The sequence below is a fragment of the Brevundimonas vesicularis genome, assembly GCF_014204545.1.
GTDB classification, from domain to species: Bacteria; Pseudomonadota; Alphaproteobacteria; order Caulobacterales; family Caulobacteraceae; genus Brevundimonas; species Brevundimonas vesicularis_B.
In genome coordinates, this window is the sequence record NZ_JACHLJ010000001.1 from 523488 (window position 1) to 540782 (window position 17295).

23 protein-coding genes and 1 other RNA gene are annotated in these 17295 nt (G+C 64.8%); 9 read left to right on the plus strand and 15 right to left on the minus strand.

Features of this window, described 5'->3' with window-relative positions:
• Positions 1–4 precede the first annotated feature (4 nt).
• Positions 5–187, minus strand: coding sequence for a DUF3606 domain-containing protein (locus tag HNP47_RS02560; protein WP_055753752.1), 183 nt, complete (start codon positions 185–187; stop codon positions 5–7).
• A gap of 33 nt (positions 188–220) precedes the next feature.
• On the minus strand, positions 221–2575 hold the full coding sequence (locus tag HNP47_RS02565) for a UvrD-helicase domain-containing protein (protein ID WP_184278133.1): 2355 nt from the start codon (positions 2573–2575) through the stop codon (positions 221–223).
• 73 nt (positions 2576–2648) lie between these two features.
• Here HNP47_RS02565 and HNP47_RS02570 point away from each other — a divergent pair, with 73 nt between their 5' ends.
• On the plus strand, positions 2649–2912 hold the full coding sequence (locus HNP47_RS02570; RefSeq protein ID WP_184278135.1) for a hypothetical protein: 264 nt from the start codon (positions 2649–2651) through the stop codon (positions 2910–2912).
• 19 nt (positions 2913–2931) lie between these two features.
• Here HNP47_RS02570 and HNP47_RS02575 read toward each other — a convergent pair whose 3' ends face one another.
• Positions 2932–3156, minus strand: a complete 225-nt coding sequence (locus HNP47_RS02575; protein ID WP_184278137.1) for a ribbon-helix-helix domain-containing protein — start codon at positions 3154–3156, stop codon at positions 2932–2934.
• Complete coding sequence (locus HNP47_RS02580; protein WP_184278139.1) at positions 3153–3560, minus strand: YbaY family lipoprotein; 408 nt, start codon at positions 3558–3560, stop codon at positions 3153–3155. Before HNP47_RS02580 ends, HNP47_RS02575 begins: the two co-directional genes overlap by 4 nt.
• Before the next feature lie 106 nt (positions 3561–3666).
• Between HNP47_RS02580 and HNP47_RS02585 the strand changes: the two genes are divergently transcribed.
• Complete coding sequence (locus tag HNP47_RS02585) at positions 3667–4551, plus strand: DMT family transporter (RefSeq protein WP_184278141.1); 885 nt, start codon at positions 3667–3669, stop codon at positions 4549–4551.
• A gap of 4 nt (positions 4552–4555) precedes the next feature.
• Here the strand turns inward: HNP47_RS02585 and HNP47_RS02590 are convergent, their stop codons facing one another.
• A complete protein-coding gene (locus HNP47_RS02590) occupies positions 4556–4744 on the minus strand; it encodes a DUF4169 family protein (RefSeq protein ID WP_184278143.1) in 189 nt (62 codons plus the stop codon).
• A gap of 2 nt (positions 4745–4746) precedes the next feature.
• Positions 4747–6006, minus strand: a complete 1260-nt coding sequence (locus HNP47_RS02595) for a patatin-like phospholipase family protein (protein ID WP_184278145.1) — start codon at positions 6004–6006, stop codon at positions 4747–4749.
• A 150-nt stretch (positions 6007–6156) separates the two neighbouring features.
• On the opposite strand from HNP47_RS02595, the gene HNP47_RS02600 reads away from it, so the two are divergent.
• Together HNP47_RS02600 and HNP47_RS02605 are read left to right on the plus strand one after the other, a co-directional pair.
• Complete coding sequence (locus tag HNP47_RS02600) at positions 6157–6396, plus strand: DUF2171 domain-containing protein (protein WP_039243689.1); 240 nt, start codon at positions 6157–6159, stop codon at positions 6394–6396.
• Positions 6397–6492: 96 nt separating this feature from the next.
• A complete protein-coding gene (locus HNP47_RS02605; RefSeq protein ID WP_184278147.1) occupies positions 6493–6879 on the plus strand; it encodes a YccF domain-containing protein in 387 nt (128 codons plus the stop codon).
• 62 nt (positions 6880–6941) lie between these two features.
• Here the strand turns inward: HNP47_RS02605 and fumC are convergent, their stop codons facing one another.
• Complete coding sequence (gene fumC, locus HNP47_RS02610; RefSeq protein ID WP_184278149.1) at positions 6942–8333, minus strand: class II fumarate hydratase; 1392 nt, start codon at positions 8331–8333, stop codon at positions 6942–6944.
• 85 nt (positions 8334–8418) lie between these two features.
• On the opposite strand from fumC, the gene HNP47_RS02615 reads away from it, so the two are divergent.
• Both HNP47_RS02615 and HNP47_RS02620 read left to right on the plus strand, forming a co-directional pair.
• On the plus strand, positions 8419–9048 hold the full coding sequence (locus tag HNP47_RS02615; protein ID WP_184278151.1) for a peptidylprolyl isomerase: 630 nt from the start codon (positions 8419–8421) through the stop codon (positions 9046–9048).
• On the plus strand, positions 9024–9404 hold the full coding sequence (locus HNP47_RS02620; RefSeq protein ID WP_221414970.1) for a RusA family crossover junction endodeoxyribonuclease: 381 nt from the start codon (positions 9024–9026) through the stop codon (positions 9402–9404). Before HNP47_RS02615 ends, HNP47_RS02620 begins: the two co-directional genes overlap by 25 nt.
• 6 nt (positions 9405–9410) lie before the next feature.
• Here HNP47_RS02620 and HNP47_RS02625 read toward each other — a convergent pair whose 3' ends face one another.
• The 3 genes from HNP47_RS02625 to miaA all read right to left on the minus strand — a co-directional run bounded on the left by HNP47_RS02625 (position 9411) and on the right by miaA (position 11246).
• Positions 9411–9884: an SspB family protein gene (locus HNP47_RS02625; protein ID WP_184278155.1), complete on the minus strand. Its 474-nt coding sequence runs from the start codon at positions 9882–9884 to the stop codon at positions 9411–9413.
• Positions 9885–9995: 111 nt separating this feature from the next.
• Positions 9996–10363: a transfer-messenger RNA gene (ssrA, locus tag HNP47_RS02630) on the minus strand.
• A gap of 10 nt (positions 10364–10373) precedes the next feature.
• Positions 10374–11246: a tRNA (adenosine(37)-N6)-dimethylallyltransferase MiaA gene (gene miaA / locus HNP47_RS02635; RefSeq protein WP_184278157.1), complete on the minus strand. Its 873-nt coding sequence runs from the start codon at positions 11244–11246 to the stop codon at positions 10374–10376.
• A gap of 74 nt (positions 11247–11320) precedes the next feature.
• Between miaA and HNP47_RS02640 the strand changes: the two genes are divergently transcribed.
• Entirely contained in the window at positions 11321–12388 is a 1068-nt protein-coding gene (locus tag HNP47_RS02640) for an Mrp/NBP35 family ATP-binding protein (protein WP_184278159.1), read from the plus strand.
• A 76-nt stretch (positions 12389–12464) separates the two neighbouring features.
• A complete protein-coding gene (locus HNP47_RS02645) occupies positions 12465–13562 on the plus strand; it encodes an NADH:flavin oxidoreductase (RefSeq protein ID WP_184278161.1) in 1098 nt (365 codons plus the stop codon).
• Between the two features lie 19 nt (positions 13563–13581).
• On the opposite strand, the gene HNP47_RS02650 is transcribed toward HNP47_RS02645, so the two are convergent.
• The 5 genes from HNP47_RS02650 to HNP47_RS02670 form a co-directional block, all read right to left on the minus strand.
• Positions 13582–13902 carry a YbjQ family protein gene (locus HNP47_RS02650; protein ID WP_039243695.1) on the minus strand — a complete coding sequence of 107 codons (321 nt, stop codon included), beginning with the start codon at positions 13900–13902 and terminating at the stop codon, positions 13582–13584.
• Positions 13903–13911: 9 nt separating this feature from the next.
• On the minus strand, positions 13912–14439 hold the full coding sequence (locus tag HNP47_RS02655) for a dihydrofolate reductase (protein ID WP_184278163.1): 528 nt from the start codon (positions 14437–14439) through the stop codon (positions 13912–13914).
• Positions 14436–14735 carry a phosphoribosyl-ATP pyrophosphohydrolase gene (locus HNP47_RS02660; protein WP_184278165.1) on the minus strand — a complete coding sequence of 100 codons (300 nt, stop codon included), beginning with the start codon at positions 14733–14735 and terminating at the stop codon, positions 14436–14438. Before HNP47_RS02660 ends, HNP47_RS02655 begins: the two co-directional genes overlap by 4 nt.
• On the minus strand, positions 14735–15592 hold the full coding sequence (locus tag HNP47_RS02665) for a thymidylate synthase (RefSeq protein WP_184278167.1): 858 nt from the start codon (positions 15590–15592) through the stop codon (positions 14735–14737). The genes HNP47_RS02660 and HNP47_RS02665 overlap by 1 nt, the downstream gene beginning before the upstream one ends.
• 76 nt (positions 15593–15668) lie before the next feature.
• The gene (locus HNP47_RS02670; RefSeq protein WP_184278169.1) at positions 15669–16211 is read right to left on the minus strand and encodes a DUF924 family protein; all 543 of its coding nucleotides are present in this window, start codon (positions 16209–16211) and stop codon (positions 15669–15671) included.
• On the opposite strand from HNP47_RS02670, the gene ilvC reads away from it, so the two are divergent.
• A complete protein-coding gene (gene ilvC, locus HNP47_RS02675; RefSeq protein ID WP_184278171.1) occupies positions 16210–17244 on the plus strand; it encodes a ketol-acid reductoisomerase in 1035 nt (344 codons plus the stop codon). The genes HNP47_RS02670 and ilvC overlap by 2 nt on opposite strands.
• The last annotated feature ends 51 nt before the right edge of the window (positions 17245–17295 follow it).

Consider the following 17295-nt stretch of genomic DNA (forward strand, 5'->3'; position numbering starts at 1 on the left):
GGCATCAGCGCTTCTTGCCCAATTCCGCCGCGATATCCTTGGTCATGCGTCCAACCTTGCGGTGCGCTGCGGTGATCTGGTCCTTGGTGACGCCCCAGCGCTTCATCCAGTATTCGACGGACTGACGCTCGGATAGGTCGATCCGGTCCTTGTCGATGAAGCCGCGCTTGTCCTTGAGGCCCGCCATCTTTGGCTCCGTTCGTTGCGTTAGAGCGCCGGGTTAGGCCTTCTCGACAAAGCTGTCGATCACGCGCTTCTCCCCGGCCTTTTCAAACTCGACCAGCAGTTTGTTGCCTTCGACCACGCGCACGTTCCCGTAGCCGAACTTCTGGTGAAAGACGCGTTCGCCCTTTTTCCAGCCTGAACTGGATTTGGGATCGGCGGTCGCGATTAGGCGACCGTCGCCTTCGATGACGGCCTTGCGCGCCGGAAGCTTGGCTGGCGTCTGAGCGGCGGTGAAGGATTGGGCGCGCTTCCATCCGGGGGACGAATAACCGCTGCCAAAGGATGGCGCGTCGTCCCAGCGGCTCTTGGCCTCCTTCATGCCGGTCGATGCGCCGTAATAGCCGGTGTCGGATTGGGGATCGACGTGGGCGATGGGCAGTTCGTCGACGAAGCGACTGGGCAGTTGCGAGGTCCAGCGGCCATAGACCAGCCGGTTGGCGGCGAAGGAGATGCGGGCGTCCTGCTTGGCGCGGGTGACGCCGACATAGGCCAGGCGGCGTTCCTCCTCGAGGCCTTTTTCTCCCTTTTCGTCGATGCTGCGCTGGCTGGGGAAGACGCCTTCCTCCCAGCCGGGCAGGAAGACCAGCGGGAACTCCAGCCCCTTGGCGCCGTGCAGGGTCATGATCTGCACCGCCCCGTCGCCGTTGGGATCGTCGCTGGTCGCGCGCTCCAGATCCATCACCAAAGAGACGTGCTCCAGATAGGCCTGTAGCGTCTCGAACTGTTGCATCGACTGGGTCAGTTCCTTCAGGTTCTCTAGGCGGGTCTGGCCGCTGGTGCGGTCGGCCTTCTGCATGTCGGTGTAGCCGCTCTCCTCCAGCACCGTCTCCATGACCTGCCAGTGGGGCGTGGTCTCGGACAGTTGGCGCCAGCGGTCGATGTCGCGCACGAAGTTGGACAGAGCGGTGCGCGTGCGGGCCTGAAGCTCGTCGGTATTGATCAGGCCCCGCACGGCGGTCAGGGCCGACAGGTCGTGCTGGCGGGCCAGTTGCAGAATTTTCTGCACGCTGGTGTCGCCGATGCCGCGTTTGGGCACATTGACGATCCGCTCAAAGGCGAGGTCGTCGTCTTCCGACAGGATCAGGCGCAGATAGGCGTGGGCGTCGCGGATTTCGGCGCGCTCGAAGAAGCGCGGCCCGCCGATGACGGTGTAGGGAATGGCCAGCATGACCAGCCGTTCTTCAAAGGCGCGCATCTGGAACGAAGCGCGGACCAGAATGGCCATGTCCTTGTATTTCAGGCCCGGCTCGCCGGCGTGGGGACGCCGCGCGGTCTCGATCTCGTCGGCGATCAGGCGGGCCTCGGCCTCGCCGTCCCAGACGCCGCGCACCCGCACCTTGTCGCCTCTGTCGTCCTCGGTCCACAGGGTCTTGCCCAGACGGTCGCGGTTGGCGGCGATTAGCCCGGACGCCGCGCCCAGGATATGACTGGTCGACCGGTAGTTGCGCTCAAGCTTGACGATCTTGGCGCCGGGGAAGTCGCGCTCGAAGCGCAGGATGTTGTCCACCTCGGCCCCGCGCCAGCCATAGATCGATTGATCATCGTCACCGACGCAGCAGACGTTGCCGGTCGAGGCCGTCAGCAGCCGCAGCCACAGATACTGGGCGACGTTGGTGTCCTGATACTCATCCACCAAAATGTAGCGGAAGCGGCTGCGATATTCCTCAGCCAGGTCCGCATGCTGCGACAGGATGGTGATGTTGTGCAGCAGCAGATCGCCGAAGTCACAGGCGTTCAGGCTGCGCAAGCGCGCCTGATAGGCGGCGTACAGGCCCTGGCCCTTGCCGTTGGCGAAGTCCTCGCCCGGCGGCAGCTTGTCCGGCGTCCAGCCGCGATTCTTCCAGTGATCGATCAGGCCGGACAGCGACTTGGGCGTCCAGCGTTTGGTGTCGATATTGGCCGCTTCCAGCAGCTGTTTCAGCACCCGTTCCTGGTCGTCGGTGTCCAGGATGGTGAAGCTGGATTTCAGACCGACCAGTTCGGCGTGGCGACGCAGGATCTGGGCGGCGATGGAGTGGAAGGTGCCGAGCCAGCGAAGCCCTTCGGCCGACGGGCCGATCAGATGGGTGATGCGCTCGCGCATCTCGCGCGCGGCCTTGTTTGTGAAGGTGACAGCCAGCAGTTCCCACGGCTTGGCCCGGCCTGTCGCCAGAATGTGCGCCAGTCGTGTCGTCAGAACGCGGGTCTTGCCCGTACCCGCGCCCGCCAGAACCAGAACCGGCCCCTCAGTCGTCTCGACCGCCTCGCGCTGCTCCGGGTTCAGTCCCTTGAGATAATCACGCGGCGCCTCGCCCTCGGGCGCACGAGCGCGCGCGAGGTCGGAAATGCGGGGGGCGGGAAGATCGGTCACAGGCGCAAAACTATCCGTCAGTCAGAATCAAACCGGAACATAAGGTGACCGCGCGACAAAGTCAGGGCCGCGCATGACGAAAGCTCGGAACCGTGCGGGCGAGGGTCGGTTCCTAGCTGCAATGCAGCACGACGATCACCAGCAAGGGCCGACGCGCCGCAAGCCGAACGGACGAGCGGGCTGGATCGCCTTTGCCTTGGGCATGACCGCGATGTTCGCCATCATGGCGATCTGGGTGGCGGTCGTCGAAATGGGCGACGCCCCTTCAGACGAGGTGCAGTTGATCAGCCGATCGGAAACTATAGAGGACCATGGCGGGCGCGGCCGCGGCGACTAGCCGATTCTCCAGACGGCGTTCACGGCTGACGTCCATGATCCGCCACCCAGTCCAGCGCCAGCAGGCGACAGGCGGAGGCGAGGGGGCGTCGGCCGCGACCGGCGTCGATCTCGGCCAGAAGTTGCGCCTTGCTGAGGCTGCGGGCGGCTGCGATCCGGTCCAGCACGGCCCAGAACTCCGGCTCCAGCGCCACCGAGGTGGCATGGCCGGCAAGGGCGACCGAACGTTTGCTGAGGCTGCTCAACGCGCGGACTTCAGCACGATCTCGGCCGAGGCCGGCGCGCCGTTCGTCAAGATCGCGTGGCGGGTGTCTGTGACGAAGACTAGGGCGCCTGCCGCGTCTCGGATCTCGGCGCGCGCGGCATAGGTGTGTCGCGGATCGATCTGAGACGTGGAAAAGCCCAGAGTGACGCGATAAGGCGGGGCGCCGGTCAACGGCTCGCTGGTCTCGGCGAGAACCTTGGCGGGCGCGTCGGCCAGACTGACATCCTCAACCCTGACGGTCAGGACATGGCCGGGCGACAACATGATCCGTTCGCGATAGGTGGCGGTCACGTTCACCACCGTCGTTCCGGTGGTCACGTCCGGCGTGGCGGCGCAGGCTGCCAGGACCAGGGCGGCGGGCAGGATCAGGGGGGCGTTTCGCATGGCGATCTCCTTCGAGGCGTCCAGTGTGCCACACTCAGGCGCAAGACGTGAGGGCGGGTGGCGTCAGGGCGTGTTATGCGGGCCGTCCACCGTCGGAGATCAACCCTTGAGCCGCCCCTTTGCGATCGCCGCGATCGCCATCTGCGCCCTGATCTGGGGCACGACCTGGTACGCGATCACCCTGCAGCTGGGGCCGGTTGATTCCATCGTCTCCATCGTCTGGCGGTTTGGTCTGGCGTCGGCGGTCCTGTTCGCCTTCTGCGCCGTGACGCGCCGGCCGCTGCGTCTGACGCGCAGCCAGCATCTGGCCGCCATCGGGCAGGGCGCCTTCGTTTTCGCGGTCAGCTATGGCTTCGTCTATGCGGCGGAAGGGCAGGTGGCGTCGGCTGTGGTCGCGGTGATCTTCGCCGCCTTGGCTTTTGTGAACCTGATCCTGTTTCGGCTGCTCGGCGGACAGAAGGCGGCGCCGGCCGCTTGGATCGGCGCAGTTCTGGGCGTCATGGGCGTCGGGGTCTTGTCCTACGGCCAGATCACGGCGGCCGGCGCTGGCCTTAATCCGGGGCTGGGCGTCATCTTCGCCCTGACCGCTGTACTGGCTTCGGCGCTTGGCAACTGGTTCGCCTGGAAGGGACAGCAGGCGGGCGCGCCCGTCATGGCCGCCACCTCCTGGGCGATGGCCTATGGCACAGTGATGTTGGCGCTGTACGGCATGGCGACCGGCGTGACGTGGCGGATCGAGCCGACGCCGGACTATGTCCTGTCGCTGCTCTATCTGTCGCTGTTCGGCTCGGTGATCGCGTTCGGCCTATATTTCACCATCGCGCGCCAGCGCGGCTATGCCCTGGCCAGCTACATCTCGGCTCTGACGCCGCCCATCGCCATGCTGGTGTCGGTGCTGTTCGAAGGCGCGCGTTTCGGTTGGAGCGCCCTGATCGGACTGGCGCTTGTGCTGGCGGGGCAGGTCATGCTGATCCGCGCGCCCAAGGCCTGAGCCGTCAGTCGTCGGATTTCGGCTCCAGCTTCTGACCGTCCAACTGCTTCTCGGCGCGACGACGCTCAAGAGCGGACAGGGTCTTTTCGGCCTTGGAGCGTCCGTGCGCCGCGCGGTTGGCGGCAGCCAGCGCCTTGTCCTCGGCCTTGGCGCGGGCCTTTCGCGCCCGGTTCAGATTGATGATCTCGCCCATGACTACGACGTGGGCTTGTCACCGGGGGGCGTATGCGCCGACGGTTTCGCCGAGGGCTCGGGCGTCAGCACAGCCGGCACTTCAGACTCCGAAATCGTCGTCTGGGGGATGAAGGGCTGGTCCGCCGGGCGCTCGCCCAGCCGTGTCCAGGCATCGGTGCCGCGTCCGCGCTGGCGACCCAGTTCGAACATGGCCGTCATGGTCTCCGGATCGAACTTCAGGCTGGACGCGGCGACATTGTCTGGAATTGCCGACAGCGCCATGTCCAGCCCATTGCGCCGCGCAAACGCCGCCGTCACCGCCAGATGGATGCGCAGCGACGACTTGCTCATGCTGTCATAGGTGCGCGACAGAATTCCCGACAGGCGGCCGGGCGTAACCCCGTCGTTGCGGCCGACCTGACCATTGACGATGACATAGAGGGCACCGACACGCCCTTCGTCCTTCGGACGGGTCCACAGCATCAGGTCTTCAGGAATAGCCAGAAACGGCGTGTTGACGCCGCCGTCGACATGCATTTCCAGAACCACCTTGTCGTCGTCTTGGAGCCCGGCGATCAGAACCGGTGGAAAGACGCCGGGAATGCTGGCCGAGGCGACCAGCACCTCCTTGAACAGTTCGCGGGTGTTCTCGTCGCCCTGGGTCGCCAAAAGGCCCATGTCCCAGATGACGGTTTCCTCGCTGTCCAGATCGGTCGTCGCCACCAGCAGGCGTCGGCCCTTGGCGTGCTCGCGCGCGACGGCCTGCATCAGTTCAGGGGTGACGTTCTCGTCCACCAGATTGCGCAGGACCTGCGACGAGAACAGGCTCGGGTTCAGGAAGGCGGCGAAACTGCGCCAGCTCAGCAAATTGCTGGCGGCGCCGCTGGTATAGGCGTGCTGAAGTTCGTCGTCCCAATCCGATCCAAGAAAGGCGAACGGAGCGGCAAGCGCTCCCGTGCTGACGCCGGTGACGACATCGAACGCGGGGCGATCGCCCTGTTCGGTCCAACCGACCAGAAGCCCGGCGCCGTAGGCCCCGTTTGCGCCGCCGCCAGACAGCGCCAGGATCGACGTCGGTTTGTCAGGCCGAAGTCGCTGACCGATTTCCTGGGTGAAGGCCTGCAGGCGCGCGTTGTCGCTGGCGCGGATGCGAGGGTCTTCCGCCTTGACGAGCGTGCCGTCGGTGATGCGGAGGGGGCCGGTCGGGCGATCCAGCGTTCCACACGCCGACAAGGCCAGGGCCATGAGGACGCCGAACAGGCCTGATCCAATCCGCCGCATATCTTGAGTTCCGGTTCCGTGTGAACGCCGGCTTCTACCGCGTCCTTGCCAATCCTGTCATCAAGGCGATGAACAAGCGTCGCCGTTTGAAACCGTCGCAGGCCGGGTGTGTTCTCATCGGCAGGACAAACCAAACTGCTGGAGATACACATGGTTGACGTTTCGCTCATCAAGGAACACCTCGAAGTCGTGGGCTCGGACGGCGGTCACGTGGGGCGGGTCGATCACGTCCTGGGCGACCAGATCGAACTGGCGAAGCTGGATTTCGCCGGCGGCTTCAAGCACCACATGATCCCGGTCAGCTGGGTCGAACGGGTTGACGACAAGCACGTCCATCTGAGCCTGACCCAAGACGACGCCAAGGCGCGCTGGACCGAGAAGCCGCACTAAGGCCGATCTGACGCCGATTTAATGAAGGCCCCGCTGCACAAGCGGGGTCTTTTGCTTATCTGAGGTATGTCGCATTGGGCGACAGTGGAGCCTGTCTTGATGCGCCTGATCCTGAATGTCCTCTGGCTCATCTTCGGCGGCTGGATTTCCGGGCTGCTGTGGCTACTGGGCGGCGCGATCCTCGCGCTGACCGTCGTCGGCCTGCCGTGGACGTTCGCGGCGTGGCGCATCGCCAGCTATTCGTTCTGGCCCTTCGGTCGCGAGATCGTGTGGCAGGACCCGCATCCCGTCGCTGGCTGTGTCGGCGTCGTGTTGAACATCGTCTGGTTCGTCGTGGCCGGCTGGTACATCGCCCTGACGCACCTGCTCATCGCCGTGGCGGAGTTCGTCTCCATCATCGGCATTCCGTTTGCGCTGAAGGATCTCGAACTGGCCAAGCTGGCGCTGGCGCCGGTCGGACGCACCATCCGCGACAAAGCCTGACCCAAACGAAAACGCCGACGTCAGACGACGTCGGCGTTTCAAAAATCTCGATCTTGGAGGGGTCAGCCCGGCGAGATCATCTTCTCCGGCCGCACGGCTTCATCGAACTCCGCGTCCGTCAGATAGCCGCCGCCGACAGCCTCTTCGCGCAACGTGGTGCCGTTCTTGTGCGCGGTCTTGGCGATCTTGGCGCACAGATCATAGCCCAGCTTGCCGTTCAGAGCGGTGACCAGCATCAGCGAGTTGTTCAGGCCGCGCGCAATATTGTCCTCGCGCGCCTCGATGCCGACGACGCAGTTGTCGGTGAAGCTGATGGCCGCGTCGGCGACCAAGCGCACCGACTGCAGGAAGTTGTAGGCCATCACGGGGTTGTAGACGTTCAGCTCGAAATGGCCTTGCGATCCCGCGAAGGTCAGGGCGGCGTTGTTGCCGAACACCTGGACGCAGACCTGGGTCAGGGCTTCGCATTGGGTCGGATTGACCTTGCCCGGCATGATCGACGAGCCTGGCTCGTTTTCCGGCAGCGCCAATTCGCCCAGACCCGAACGCGGGCCGGAGCCCAGGAAGCGGATGTCGTTGGCGATTTTGAACAGGCTGGCGGCGACCGTGTTGATGGCGCCGTGGCTGAAGACCATGGCGTCGTGGGCGGCCAAGGCCTCGAACTTGTTCGGGGCCGTGGTGAAGGGCAGGCCGGTGATCTCGGCGATCTGGGCCGCAACCTTCTCGGCGAAGCCGATGGGTGCATTCAGGCCGGTGCCGACGGCGGTGCCGCCCTGCGCCAATTCCATAAGGGCCGGCAGCGTCTGTTCGATGCGCTTGATGCCGTTTTCGACCTGTTGCGCATAGCCGCCGAACTCCTGGCCGAGCGTCAGAGGCGTGGCGTCCTGGGTATGGGTGCGGCCGATCTTGATGATATGGGCCCAGGCCTTGGCCTTGGCGTCCAGGGCGGCATGCAGATGTTTCAGGGCCGGGATCAGGTCGTTGACCACCTGCTCGGCGCAGGCGACGTGCATGGCCGTGGGATAGGTGTCGTTGGACGACTGGCTCATGTTGACGTGGTCGTTGGGGTGGACCGGCTTTTTAGAGCCCATCTCGCCGCCTAGAATCTCGATCGCGCGATTCGAGATCACTTCATTGGCGTTCATGTTCGACTGGGTGCCCGAACCCGTCTGCCAGACCACCAGCGGGAAGTGGTCGTTCAGCTTGCCTTCGATAACCTCATTGGCGGCCTTAATGATGGCGTCGGCCAGGGCCGGATCCAGCTTGCCCAGGTCGCGGTTGGTCTCGGCGGCCGCACGCTTGACGATGCCCAGGGCGCGCACGACCGGCAGGGGCTGCTTTTCCCAACCGATCTTGAAGTTGCCCAGCGACCGCTGCGCCTGAGCGCCCCAGTAGCGATCGGCGGTGACTTCGATCTGGCCGAAGGTGTCGGTCTCTGTGCGGACGTTGCTCATGCGCGTAAATCTCGTCTCTCAGGCGTGGCGATGGGTTGCGCGGCGGTGTAGCACGAGAGCCATGCAGGGCAAGAAGAGCGCGGATATGAGACGAGGGCTGATCGCCGTGGCGGCGCTGTCGGCGCTGGCGGGCTGCGCGACTGTTCAGCCTGAACCCATAAGGCCCCGCGTTGCGCTCGATACGACCGCCGGCACGATTGTGCTGGCGCTGAATGCAGCCGTCGCGCCGAGCACGACATGCAACTTCATCGGCTACGTCGTGACCGGTGATTATGATGGGGGCACGTTCTTCCGAACGGTCAACCGCGATACCAATACCGCCAGCCGCTATCCTATCGACGTAATCCAGGCGGCGACGCCACGCGGCAGCGATGACGCCTCGCGGCCGCCGATCATTCTTGAACGGACACGAGACACTGGCCTGCGTCATACGGCCGGCGCGGTGTCCATGGCGCGGGACGGACCGGACAGCGCGACCTCCAGCTTCTTCATCGTCACTGAGGATACGCCGAGTTTGGACTATGGCGGAGGGCGGAATCCTGACGGTCAGGGCTTCGCCGCATTCGGAGCCGTGCTCCAAGGACTGGATGTCGCGCGCCGGATCCAGCGGATGCCCGTGAACTCTCAGGAGCAGCTTACGCCGCCCGTCGGCATCCGCTCCGCGCGTTTGCTGGATGCGGCGCCCGCCGTCTGTATGAAGTCGATGCGACCGTGACCGCCGGCTGGATAGGGACCGGCAAGGTCAGGGCGCGCGAGGATGGCGATGCGGTCGAGATCGTTATCGACGGCCTGACGACCCAGGCCAAGTACTACAAGCCGCTGGTCTATGAGTTCATGCGTAAGGAATGGCGCGGAGCCAGACCATCATGGGGCGACCACGTCGTCGAAATCCGCATGGAGCATGTCGGCGAGCCGCCCTGGATGGACCTCGACAACCTGGCCAAGGCCTTGCTCGACTCCATCAAGGGCTATCTGTTCCACGACGACGCCCAGGTCGCGCGGCTGCTGGTCGAAAGACGCGAAGGCGAAAAAGAGCGGATCCTGATCCGCTCCTATCCGCGTAAAGACTAACGGCGGCTATTTTTTGCGGAACTGGTCCAGCGAAACGACCTTTGGTCCGTCCGAAATCGGCGGCATGTCCTGCGGCGGGGTCGGCTCGTCTTCGACCTCGTCCAGAAGCTGCGGGTCTTCGAACTGCAGCAGGAATTGGACGCTAGGATCGTAGAAGCGCGTGATCGCGGAATAGGGGATGACAAGGCTCTTGGGCATGCCGCCGAAGCGCAGCTTGACCGAGAAACGCTCAGACTCGACGCGCAGGTCATCGTACTGGTGCTGCAGAACGACCGTCATCTCTTCCGGATATTTCGCAAGGATGTCAGGGGCCACGCTGACGCCGACGGCGCGCGTCTTGAAGGTGATGTAGAAGTGATGAGCGCCGGGTAGGCCCTCGGCCAGTACGCGTTCCAGCGCGGCACGCATAACGCCGCGCAGGGCTTCCTGCGCCAGCTGTTCGTACCGCATCTCATCGACCGGAGGGGCCTGGTCGCTCATCGTCACCTCACATTAGAGCGCGACTGATAGCGGCGCAGGGCCGCAGGCGAAAGGTGTCATGAAGGTAAAGCGCCGGGATTCTGACGCCGGGCTCCCGACCATCTTTTGGAAAGCGCCGGGATTCTGTTGCCAGGCTCCCGACAGGCCCCGCCCAAGGATCTGAACCCCTAGGACTTAAGATTCGAAATCACTCGAACCGCATTACGCGGCGAGAGCGACTTCTCCAGCGAAGTTATCGTTCGCAGTTAGAAAATGGCCCGATACGGTGGGCCAGGACGAGCGAAAGCAATCCTCTTTACACGTCCGTCGATGCTAGTCGGCCCCATGCTGCCTCCGCCGATAACGCGGGGAGAGAGTTGGTGGAGCCGCCGGGAATCGCACCCGGGTCCGGTCCGCTTATTACAAGCGCGTTTATCGCTATAGTCCGGCCGAAACCGGACATGACGAATATAGGCGCAGCCGTGAGGCATTCCAAGCGCCGGATTGCACTCAGGCGCGGCGCCAGTCCGGCGTCTGGTTTCGAAACCACGTCAACTGACGTTTGGCGTAGTTGCGGGTGGCTTGTTTCAGAGCGGCGATCGCGTCGTTGCGGGCCAGGTCGCCGGACTGGTAGGCGGCCAGTTCTCTAACCCCGACCGCCTTCATGGCAGGCAGGGCGGGGTGCAAGCCACGGGCCACAAGCGATTGAACTTCGTCTATCGCTCCCTGATCGATCATCAGATCCACGCGCTGATCGCAGTTTGCATAGAGCGGCTGACGGTCGGGCTCTCTGACCCATCCGGTCCATGAGCCTGGCGCCAACAAGGGCTGGGTGTCGGCCTTCCAGGCGCTCAGCGCGCGACCGCTGGCGATGAAGACGCTCATGGCTCGAACCAGTCGCTGGCGGTCTCCCTGTTCAATGGCCTGCGCCGCCTCGGGATCGATCTGGGCCAGGCGGCGGCGGAACGCTGACTCGCCGAGCGTCGTGTAGTCGGCATCCATCTGATCGCGCACCGCGCTCGGCACCGCTGGAATGTCGGCCAGGCCGCGCGTCAGGCTGGTGAAATAAAGGCCTGTGCCGCCCACCAGAATGGCCGGGCGTCCTTGATCGCGAAGGTCGTCGAGCAACACCATGACGGCGCGGCTCCAGCGCCCGACCGACCAGGCGTCGGCCGCGTCAGCGACGCCGTAAAGGCGATGATCGGCCTGAGCCTCGTCCTCAACCGAGGGCCGGGCCGTCAGGATGCGCAGGTCGGCGTAGAGCTGTTGGCTGTCGGCATTGATGATCACCGCGCCCGTTTCGCGCGCCATCTTCAGCGCCAGCGCCGACTTGCCCGAGGCGGTCGGGCCGGCGATCAGGGTGATTGAGGGCGGTTGGGACAAATCGTGGCTCGCGGGACGGGTTCGAGGGCGATAGAACGCGCGCATCATTGCCTGCAAGTCTTCTGGAGACCGCCTTGGTCGAACGCTCCGCCGTCATCGCCGCCCTCGACGCCGTCATCGATCCGGTTTCCGGCCAGGGGCTGGTCGCCGCCGGTCTGGTTCAGGGTCTGGTCGTGGCCGAAGGTCGCGCGGGGTTTGCTCTGGAAGTCGATCGCAGCCAGGCCGCCGCGTACGCCCCGGTCCGTGACGCGGCGGAGGCTGCGCTGAAGGCCGTTCCCGGCATGGCGCGTGTCTCGGTCATTCTGACCGCTGAGACCAAGCCTACTGCTGCGCCACGCACGGCGGGTCTGTCCAAGGCGGCGGTCGATCAGGGCCGCGCCAAGTCCCCGGTCCCGACCGACCGTCCTGCGCATGTCCGCCGCGTGCTGGCCGTCGCCAGTGGCAAGGGCGGGGTCGGTAAGTCCACCGTCGCCGTAAATTTGGCTGCCGCACTTTCGGCGCGCGGGCTTTCGGTCGGCATTCTCGACGCCGATGTGTATGGGCCCTCGCTGCCGACCATGCTGGGTATCAGCGGCCAACCCGCCTATGAAGACGGCGCCATCGTGCCGCACGTCGCCCATGGATTGAAAGTCATGTCGGTCGGCCTCTTGACCAAGATGGACGACGCCATGATCTGGCGTGGCCCCATGGCGTCGCAGGCCATCACGCAGATGCTGACCCAGACGCGTTGGGGGACAGCTGATGCGCCCTTGGACGTGCTGGTGGTCGATCTGCCGCCAGGCACGGGCGACGTGCAACTGACCTTGATCCAGAAGACGCCGCTGGATGGGGCGGTGATCGTGTCGACGCCGCAGGAAGTGGCCTTGGCCGATGCGCGGCGCGCCCACACCCTGTTCCAGCGAGTCCATGTCCCGACGTTCGGCCTGATCGAGAACATGAGCGGGCCAGTCTTTGGTGAAGGCGGGGGAAAAGCCGAGGCCGAGCGCCTATCCATCCCATTCTTGGGGGCCTTGCCGCTGGACGCAGCCTTACGAGAGGGCGGCGATGCCGGACGACCGCTTTTCGCAACCGATCCGCAGGGCGATATCGCTGGCCGTTTCGCCGAAATCGCCGCGCGCGTCTCGGCGGCGCTCGGGATTTAGAAAAAGCCCAGGCAAGGGGTTTTCAAACGCAACCCTGTTCGCCACCTTGGGTGCTACAGATACCCAAGGAGATCCAATGAGCCTCGACGCCCTGTTCAGCCCCTTCACGATCAAGGGGCTGACCCTGCCCAACCGCATCGTCATGGCGCCCATGACGCGGTCCTTCTCGCCGAACGGCATCCCGACCTCCGACGTCGGCGCCTATTATCGCCGTCGCGCCGAGGGCGGGGTAGGACTGATCGTGACCGAGGGGACGGTCGTCGAACGTCCGGCGGCGCGCAACGACGCCAATGTTCCGGTCTTTCACGGCGAAGCGTTGCCGGAATGGAAGTCCGTGGTGGAAGAGGTTCATGCCGCAGGCGGTCTGATCGCGCCGCAGATCTGGCACGTCGGCTCGGCCCGGGGACAGGGCGAGGACTGGGCGCCGCTGGGCAAGGTGGACAGCCCGTCGGGCATGACCATGCCGGGCAAGACCAAGATGGAGCCGATGACGGAGGAAGATGTCGCCGACACGATCGCCGCTTTCGGGCGGTCGGCTCGCGCGGCACGAGACCTGGGCTTTGACGCCGTCGAAATCCATGGCGCCCACGGCTATCTGATCGACCAGTTCTTCTGGAGCGGCCTGAATGCGCGCGAGGACCGCTGGGGCGGGCCGACCATCGCCGACCGCGCCCGCTTCGGCGCCGAGGTCGTCAAGGCGGTGCGCGAGGGCGTCGGCGACGACATTCCCGTCATCCTGCGCCTGTCGCAGTGGAAGCAGCAGGATTTCGCCGCCCGCATCGCGCAGACGCCGGAGCAGATGGTCGAGTGGCTGACGCCGCTGTCGGACGCCGGCGTCGATGTCTTCCACTGCTCGCAGCGCCGCTTCTGGGAGCCGGAATTCGAAGGCTCGGACCTGAACTTCGCCGGCTGGACCAAGAAGTTGATGGGCAAGCCCACGATCACCGTCGGGTCCGTGGGCCTGGACGGCGAGTTCATCGCGGCCTTTGGCGGCGAAGGTTCAAAGCCCGCCTCGCTGGACGGTCTGCTGCGTCGTGTCGAGAATGAGGAGTTCGATCTGGTCGCTGTCGGCCGCGCGTTGCTGGCCGATCCTCAGTGGGTCGCCAAGATTCGCGACGGCCGCGAAGACGAGCTGCGCAACTTCGAGCGTTCGGACCTGATGACCCTGTCCTGATCGGGAAACGTCGAGCCGGTTATGCCGGCTCGACGATCACGCCCGTGCCGTAGCACAGCACCTCGGTTACGCCCGGCATGATCTCCGTCGCGTCATACCGGACGGCCAGAATGGCGTTGGCGCCGTGGGCTTGGGCATGTTTGACCAGTTCGTCATAGGCTTCCTGACGCCCGGCTTCAGCCAGCTTCACATAGGCGCCGACGCGGCCGCCCAGCATGGACTGCACCCCGCCGATGGCGTCGGAGATGGCGTTGCGCGATCTCACCGTGACACCGCGAACCAGGCCGATGTGGCGGGTGACGCGAAAGCCGGGCAGGTCGTTGGTCGTGGTGACGTACATCTGTTTCTCCTAGCGGCGTTCCAGCACGCGGAAGGTGAAGGCGTGGTCGTCCTTCTCGCCCGCCGGGTGCGATTCCGACGATACCTCGACCCAAGCGGTTTCGTCGAATGACGGAAAGACGGCGTCGCCTCCGGGCGAGGCGTCCACTTCCGTGATGTAGAGGCGTCTGGCGCGGGGCAGGGCGGCATCGAACAAGGCCGTGCCGCCGATGATGCAGATCTCATCGACGCCATCGTCCTCGGCGGTTTCGCGTCCGATCTCGATGGCCTCGTCCAAAGTGGCGCAAACCAGCGCGCCCTTCGACATGCCGTCGGTTTCGTAGGATTCGTCACGCGTCAGCACGATGTTCAGCCGACCGGGCAGAGGCTTCAACGGCAGGCTCTCCCAGGTCTTTCGGCCCATCAGGCAAGGCTTGCCCACGGTGATGGCCTTGAAGCGCTGTAGATCACTGCGCAGTCGCCAGGGCAGGTCGCCGTCACGGCCGATGACGCCATTGCGTCCACGCGCGACGACCAATGCGATTAGAGGAACGGTCATGCTTTCGGCTCCAGCCACTTCAGCCATTTGCTCTGCATGGCCTGATCAAGATCGACACCCGCCCGCGCGCAGTAGATCAGCAGCATCCCCAGCACATCCGCCGCCTCGTCGCCCAGCGCCTGGCTGTCAGGTGCGCCCCGTGCGCGGCCGGATAGGCGCAGATGCTCGGCTGTCAGTTCGCCCAACTCCTCCTGAAGCTTCAGCAGCGCCCAGTCGCGATCCCGGTCGATGTCGTGTTCGGCGGCGTAGATGTCGGAGATGCGCAGGACGTCGGCCTGAAGGTCCTTGAGATTCATCAGACCGCGACGGCGGCCTTGATGTGCGGCCAGGCTTCGTAGCCCTCGAGGGTGAAGTCCGAGAGGTCGAAGGCGAACAGGTCGGTCTTGGGCGCGATCTGCATGACGGGCAGGGGCAGGGGCTCGCGGGTCAGCTGAAGCTCGGCCTGTTCGAGGTGATTCAAATAAAGGTGGGCGTCGCCGAAGGTGTGGACGAAGTCGCCCGGCTCCAGCCCCACGACCTGGGCCAGCATCATCGTCAGCAGGGCGTAGGAGGCGATGTTGAACGGCACGCCAAGGAAGACATCGGCGCTGCGCTGATACAGCTGGCAGCTAAGCTTGCCGTCGGCGACGAAGAACTGGAACAGGCAGTGGCAGGGCGGCAGGGCCATGTCGTCGACATCGGCCGGGTTCCAGGCGGTGACGATGTGGCGACGGCTGTTGGGATTGGTCTTCAGCCCATGAACCAGCTTCTCGATCTGGTCGATGACCCGGCCGTCCGGCGCGGTCCAGGACCGCCATTGCTTGCCGTAGACCGGGCCCAGCTCGCCCTCGGCGTCGGCCCATTCGTCCCAGATGCGGACGCCGTTGTCCTTGAGATAGGCGATATTAGTTTCGCCGCGCAGGAACCACAGCAGTTCGACGATGATCGACCGCAGATGCAGCTTCTTGGTCGTCAGGACGGGAAAGCCCTTGGACAGATCGAACCGCATCTGGCGACCGAAGACGCCCAAGGTGCCGGTGCCGGTGCGATCGTCGCGGCGGACGCCATTGTCGCGGATGTCGCGCAACAGGTTCAGATACTGCCGCTCGGGATGATCGGCCGGCGCGGCGGCGACGCGAGCCTGAAGTTCAGCGATGGCGACCTGAGCGTTCATTTCTCGAGCTTGCCTCAGAACCTGCGATTCGAAATGCAAATCGATGCGGACTCCTAGGGAGTCCACAGAAATCGAATCAGCCCCCGAAGCCGCCTTCGTCGAGGAAGGCCTGTTCTTCAGGCGTGGTCTGGCGGCCCAGTGCGGCGTTGCGGTGCGGGAAACGGCCGAAGCGGACGATGATGTCGCGGTGCAGCTTGCCCCATTTCTCCAACTCTTCATCGCCGGCGACCGAGGCCATGTAGCGGTCCTGATCCTCGATCCGTTCGGAATGTTCGAAGGGCAGAAGCAGGAAGTTCTTCAAAGCCGGCTCCACCGCCAGATGCAGATCGCGCGCCTCCGCCTGATTGGCGAACATCAGGGCCAAAGGATCGGTGGCGAACTGATGCGCCGTGCCGCGAAAACTGTTTCGGGGATACTGGTCCAGCAGGATCAGCAGCGCCAAGGCTCCCTCGGGCGTGTCCATCCAGTCGTCCAGTTCGCGGCGCGCGGCGGCCCAATGCAGGGCGTGGCCTCGGTCGCGGAAGTCGGAGTCGAACGCCTCGTCCTTGGCGAACCACTTTTCAGGCCCAGCCTCTTTCCAGAAGGCGACGACGTCGGATGGGGTTATGAAGGCGGTCATGACCCAGACCCTACCCAATCCGCTGCCCGTCTTCCATGACCGCGACTGCGACCTTTCGATCATACGCAGCAAGCGCGTGGCGATGATCGGGTACGGCAGCCAGGGTCGCACCCATGCGCTGAACCTGCGCGATTCGGGCGTGACTGACATCGTTGTGGGCCTAAAGGTCGACTCCAAGACCCGCGACCTGGCGCGCGCCGACGGGTTTGAGGTGATGACGGCGTGGCAGGCCGCGTCGGGCGCTGATGTGGTCGCCGTCATGACCTCAGACGAGGCGCACCGCGATCTGTGGCGCGACGAACTGAAGCCGAACGTGCGGCCGGGCGCGGCCTTGGTCTTCGCCCACGGCCTGTCGGTGAGATTCGGCCTGGTCGAGCCGCGCGCGGATCTGGACATCATCCTGGCCTCGCCCAAGGGGATCGGGCCGCGCATCCGAGATCTGTACGAAGCCGGGGAAGGCGTCTTCTGCCTGTTTGGCGTGCAGCAGGACGCGACGGGCGGCGCGCATGCGCTGGGCCTGTCATATGCGGCGGCGCTGGGCTGCGGGCGCAAGGGCATTTTGGAAACGACGATGCGCGACGAGTGCGAGAGCGACCTGTTCGGCGAACAGGTGGTTCTGTGCGGCGGCATCGCCGAACTGATCGACGCAGCCTTCATGAAACTGGTCAACGCCGGCTATCCGCCCGAAGTGGCGTGGTTCGAATGTTTCTACGAGACCAAGCTGGTGACCGACCTGATGTACGAACGCGGCATCGCGGGCGCCTTCGCCAAGATTTCGAACACGGCGGAATACGGCGCCTATCTGACCGGGCCGAGGATTATCGGAGCCGGATCGCACCAGGCGATGGATCAGGTGTTGGCCGAGATTCAGGGCGGGGCGTTCGTGCGGCGGCTGATGGCCGACTACGACGCGGGTTCGCCCGACCTGACCACGCGCCGAAAGGCGTTGGGCTCAAGAACCATCGAGTCGGTCGGAGCGCATCTGAATGCGGTGGCGCGCCAGGCGATGGAGAGCGCGGCGAACGACGACTGACGCGGCTCTAGCAGCGGGCGAAGACCCGCTGTCGCATCGTCGATTTTTCTG